Here is a 4,445-nt window from a genome sequence, read left to right on the forward strand (position 1 = left end):
AAGAAAAACCCCTTTTGGGCTCATCAAAGACAGGGAGATGTTAAATGGCAATTCAAAATTTAAGTTATAACTCTTCAAAAAACCCGTACTTGCTTCAACAAGTAAATTCAGCCGGTCCGGAAAAACTCATATCGCTGCTTTATGATATTGGCTCAAAAAGCTGCCGCGCGAAAGACCGCCAAAAGGCAGCCAAAGTTTTAGTTGAGTTGATCGCAGCGTTAAATTTTGAATACAAGGAAATCGCTACCGGATTTTTTGACTTGTACCGCTATGCCTTGGATGAAGTTAATAAAGGCGGATTTGAAAACGCATTAAGGGTGTTTGAAGAGCTTAACGATGTTTGGAAGTCCGCAGTCATGAAAAACCCTTCAAATATGAATTAAAATCATGAATTATAAAATAGTGAACACGCTCACTACACCTGAGAATATTATGACTGACAACCCTGAAATGCTTATTTTAAAACTGTACGATTTGGGCATTCAAAAATGTCTCCAAAAGGACAGGGGTGGTGTGCAAAAAGTTCTGAAAGAACTCATTCGGTCTCTGAATTTTGAGTATAAAGATATGGCCGGATCTTTTTTTGAACTTTATGACTATGCGATGCGGTCCGCTGACGCGGAAAATTTTGATGAAGCCGCTAACATTTTAGAAGGCTTACGTTCTGCATGGGAAAAACTTGTTGCTAAGGACGGGATTTCAGTACCTGCTTTAACTTACGAGGGTTAGAAAATGGGCACAGACTTATTTATACAAGGCAACCCGGCGATTGAGCGGCTCATCGCGACAACTTTGCAGATCGAAGGCCAGCCGCGTTTTATTCTGGAAGATAGGAAAGCTCTATTAAATTCGAGAAATAAAGTTCTGTCGGATTTGGATTCAAAGCTTTCTGCTTTGAATAAACTTGCCAAGCGATTGACCGATAAACTTACCGATTATTTTGCAGCCAAAACTGTGGACTCGAGCGACTCCGACTTGTTTACGGCGACCGCAGAAACAAAAGCGCTTGCCGGAAGTCATGATATACTTGTCCAACGCCTGGCGAGCTCGGATACCCGGGTTTCCAAACAGTACACTTCAACCGGGACCGCTTTGACCTCTTTCTTCAGCACAAATGGTTCCCAGACTTTCAAAATCGAAGTCGCACATCCGACGACGGCCGACAGCAGCAACCGTGAAGAGATATCCGTCACTATTAATTCAAGCGGCGCCACAGATGACGATGTGCTCGATGACATCGCATTGGCCATAAACAACGCCATGAGCGCTGCCGTCACCGCAGACACCATTGATGCAGATGAAAAAGTTTTTGCTTCGGTGGTGCATGAAGAAAGCGGCAAGAGCAGATTAGTTTTCAAAACCGAGCAGTCCGGGTTTACCAACCGGATGGTTATGACCGACTCGGCGAATTCTTTATTGTCCACGTTAGAGATAAGTAACAGCGTTCAATCGTCCGGGACTTCGGGAGGTTACATCACCGATGTTGGCAGCAGCGCTTCGGACAGTCTTTTAAATTCGAAGCTGCTGATCGATGGACTAACTTTTTACCGGGACAGCAACACCATTAACGATATTCTCGATGGCGTAACGATGACCATAAAAGCTGTCACTCCAGCCACCGAAACTTTAAAAGTGTCAACAGATGTTGAGGCGGTAAAGAAAGAGATAGAAGAGTTTCTAACGGCTTACAACGATGTGATTACTTACATTAAGCAAAAACAAAAAGTAGATCCGGAAACGAATTTCCGGGGTGTGCTGGCGAGTGATTCAACTTATTCCTTCATGCGAAGTAAATTCAGAGGCTTCATGAGTGATCCGGTCGCAGGGGTATCTTCAGGAAATCCTGAACATTTATTTGAAATTGGCATTACGGCCGCCGCCGACGGCACCTTAAGTTTTACAGACAGCGAAAAATTTGAGAACGTTCTGGCCGCCGGTTCTGCGCCGGTTTCTGATTTGTTCAATTCCACGAATGGTGTGGCAAATCAATTGAAGACGTTTATGAAGGATTTTATTAAAGTCGGCGGTATCATTGATGACGGCAAGGAGAGCGTTGAAGATCGGATTAAAACTCTGGATGGCCGAATAAAGCGATTTGATAATCGATTGGCAAAACGGGAAGTTCAACTTAGAAAACAACTGGCCCAAATGCAGCAAATATCTATACTGTTAGGAGGTCAAGCGGCGGCGTTTTCCAGCCTGGCACAAACATTTAGATTCTAAGGAAACTTGATTTATTATGAATGTTGGATTTGAAAAAATGCATGGCAGCTTAATTGAGCTTCATTCGATTAGCAAAGAATTGAGTTCGTTATTGATAAAGGGAGAAGCCGCAGCTGTTTTTAAAAAAATGGATCAAAGGAACGCGATTCTTAGGGACTTGCAAGAAAATAGCGCAGGTGTCGATAATAAAAGTAAACAGAATATTGAAATAAAAACCATTGTAAATTCAATTATAGATATGGATAAAAAGAATATGGAGGTGATGCAAAAAAAACTAAATACCGTTGCCGATTCCATAACGGACTTGGAAAAGGAACAAAAAGCAATCAAGAACTCAAGGTCTGTGACAATGAAGGACCAAAAACAGTTAATTGATTTCTTATATTGAATTCTTATTTTAGTGAGGAAAAGCCATGAAAATCAATAATCTATATGGGGCGGATCCTCCAAAGAAACTGCAAAAGCAATCTGTAGAGGAAACCCGCCAAAAGAAAATTCAAAAAAAGGAATCTTCAGAAGCGTCTAAGGTTAATAGAGATCAGGTTCATATTTCCGAAGAAGCTAAGGAGCTCCAAAGGTCCATTGACGAAATTGGTAAATCCAAAGAGTTACTTGCAAAACTTCCGTCTTCGCGCGCGCATATAATCTACGAAGCGCTGGCAAAGATGAAGGCCGGACTGTATGCAAGCGACGAAATTGTTCAAGAGGCTGCTAGCAAGCTGATCAACAGCGGCGAGCTCGACAATTTGGATATTTAGGGATTTAATCCCGGCGGTCTGTTAATTACCGGCCCATTCTAAAAAATAACCAGTGACTCCAAGGGATAGCTATGCCAAATTCTACCTTCTTATCCTTCCAGCTATTTATATTTCCCCGTAAATTTGTTCTACTTTTGCATGTTATATTTGTATGACTTTTCAAACGAAAGGTTAAAGCTCAGTCATTTTTCTTTTAGATCCCAAGAGTCAAAAATCAGTTCCGAATACTTTAATTTTTAAAAATGGTAGGGAAAGTCGGAACGTATTTCTGCGATTCGAACCAGAGTTCTCTGACCACACTCTCAATTGAGGGCACTTAAGTTACACCTGTAACGGGTCAAAAATGATGTTGGGAGGAGTGAGAAAAGAGTTTGGTTGGATTTTAAACTTTACCGGCCCCGCGCAGTTTCTTTTTCAAGTTCACTCTTAACTTCTACAAGCTCTACATCCAGTCGATCAATTAACTCGACAGCGCCCTCGAGGGTTTCTGCTCTTCCGAGATGTTGAAGCTGTTTCGATAACTCGGTCATGTTTACGGCGCCAATGTTGCTGCTGGCGCCTTTGAGGATATGTGCGGTTTTCACAACTGTAGCGGTGTCTTTGGCTTGAATTGCGTACCGGATTGCTTTTAGATTCTCTTCGGAATTGTTCATGTAATCCTCAAGCAGTTCGATGAAGAAGTCGGGGTCGTCATCGTCTACCAACTCTTTTAATTCTTCTATTTTTTGGGGATCAATTCTGGGTTTTTCCATTTCTCTTCCTTGAGTTAACGATCAAAAACTTGCTACTCTATTTTATCGGAATTTCAGCTGTTTTCTTGAAAAAATCTTAGACTGCTGTAAGTTATTTATCCTTAATAAATTAGATTTTTGCATAAGTTTACTAAGAACAGTCGCTGAAAAAGGTCAGCACGGCTCGGAGGCAGAGTCGCCACCATTTAATTCTATTGACAGGTTTGTTTTGGAAAGAGTCCAAAGATAAATTCTTATTGACTCAGCTGCTTTTGATTTTCTTCGTCAACCACGGTAATTTTTTGGCCCCATTTATCGATTGCTTCTTTGAGCTTGGTTGCATTCACCGGCTTTGAAATGTAATCATCCATGCCGGCATCCAGGCACTTTTCCCGGTCGCCTTTCATTGCATTTGCGGTCATCGCAATAATCGGAATCCGCGAAATATCATTTTGCGCTCCTCGCTCTTCGCTCCCCGCTTTTCGAATAGCTGCCGTTGCTTCATAGCCGTCCATCTCCGGCATCTGGCAGTCCATGAAAATTATATCGTAAGGGATTGACTTGACCGCCACGACCGCTTCTTTGCCATTGGCCACACAATCCACCTTGCAGCCGAATTTCTGCAGCATTTTGCTGGCTACTTTTTGATTCACAATATTGTCTTCTGCCAGCAGAATTTTGAGGTTCAGTTTCCGGGCTTCGGCGATGGTGTGCCGGGTCACCAGTTTCTTCC

7 protein-coding genes are annotated in these 4,445 nt (G+C 42.3%); 5 read left to right on the plus strand and 2 right to left on the minus strand.

Going from position 1 to position 4,445, the window contains the following annotated elements:
• Nucleotides 1-44 precede the first annotated feature (44 nt).
• From IH879_20235 to IH879_20255, 5 genes are read left to right on the plus strand one after another with little or no spacing between them, the layout of a single operon-like run.
• Nucleotides 45-383, plus strand: coding sequence for a flagellar protein FliS (locus IH879_20235; GenBank protein MCH7677257.1), 339 nt, complete (start codon nt 45-47; stop codon nt 381-383).
• Between the two features lie 4 nt (nt 384-387).
• Nucleotides 388-729: a flagellar protein FliS gene (locus IH879_20240; protein MCH7677258.1), complete on the plus strand. Its 342-nt coding sequence runs from the start codon at nt 388-390 to the stop codon at nt 727-729.
• 3 nt (nt 730-732) lie between these two features.
• Nucleotides 733-2,223 carry a flagellar filament capping protein FliD gene (gene fliD, locus IH879_20245; protein ID MCH7677259.1) on the plus strand — a complete coding sequence of 497 codons (1,491 nt, stop codon included), beginning with the start codon at nt 733-735 and terminating at the stop codon, nt 2,221-2,223.
• A 16-nt stretch (nt 2,224-2,239) separates the two neighbouring features.
• The gene (locus IH879_20250; protein MCH7677260.1) at nt 2,240-2,611 is read left to right on the plus strand and encodes a hypothetical protein; all 372 of its coding nucleotides are present in this window, start codon (nt 2,240-2,242) and stop codon (nt 2,609-2,611) included.
• Between the two features lie 25 nt (nt 2,612-2,636).
• Nucleotides 2,637-2,981 (plus strand): hypothetical protein, encoded by a 345-nt coding sequence (locus IH879_20255; GenBank protein ID MCH7677261.1) that lies wholly within the window; start codon nt 2,637-2,639, stop codon nt 2,979-2,981.
• A gap of 389 nt (nt 2,982-3,370) precedes the next feature.
• On the opposite strand, the gene IH879_20260 is transcribed toward IH879_20255, so the two are convergent.
• Nucleotides 3,371-3,733 (minus strand): Hpt domain-containing protein, encoded by a 363-nt coding sequence (locus IH879_20260; GenBank protein MCH7677262.1) that lies wholly within the window; start codon nt 3,731-3,733, stop codon nt 3,371-3,373.
• 233 nt (nt 3,734-3,966) lie between these two features.
• Nucleotides 3,967-4,445 (minus strand): response regulator (locus IH879_20265; protein ID MCH7677263.1); only part of this gene is annotated, 479 nt, incomplete at its 5' end.

This window comes from candidate division KSB1 bacterium (assembly GCA_022562085.1).
Taxonomy (GTDB): domain Bacteria; phylum Zhuqueibacterota; class Zhuqueibacteria; order Oceanimicrobiales; family Oceanimicrobiaceae; genus Oceanimicrobium.

What these genes read in the sequence shown, in the direction of transcription:
- IH879_20235 (MCH7677257.1), top strand. Translation starts at nt 45, where the DNA reads ATGGCAATTCAAAATTTAAGTTATAACTCTTCAAAAAACCCGTACTTG.
- IH879_20240 (MCH7677258.1), top strand. Translation starts at nt 388, where the DNA reads ATGAATTATAAAATAGTGAACACGCTCACTACACCTGAGAATATTATG.
- fliD (MCH7677259.1), top strand. Translation starts at nt 733, where the DNA reads ATGGGCACAGACTTATTTATACAAGGCAACCCGGCGATTGAGCGGCTC.
- IH879_20250 (MCH7677260.1), top strand. Translation starts at nt 2,240, where the DNA reads ATGAATGTTGGATTTGAAAAAATGCATGGCAGCTTAATTGAGCTTCAT.
- IH879_20255 (MCH7677261.1), top strand. Translation starts at nt 2,637, where the DNA reads ATGAAAATCAATAATCTATATGGGGCGGATCCTCCAAAGAAACTGCAA.
- IH879_20260 (MCH7677262.1), bottom strand. Translation starts at nt 3,733, where the DNA reads ATGGAAAAACCCAGAATTGATCCCCAAAAAATAGAAGAATTAAAAGAG.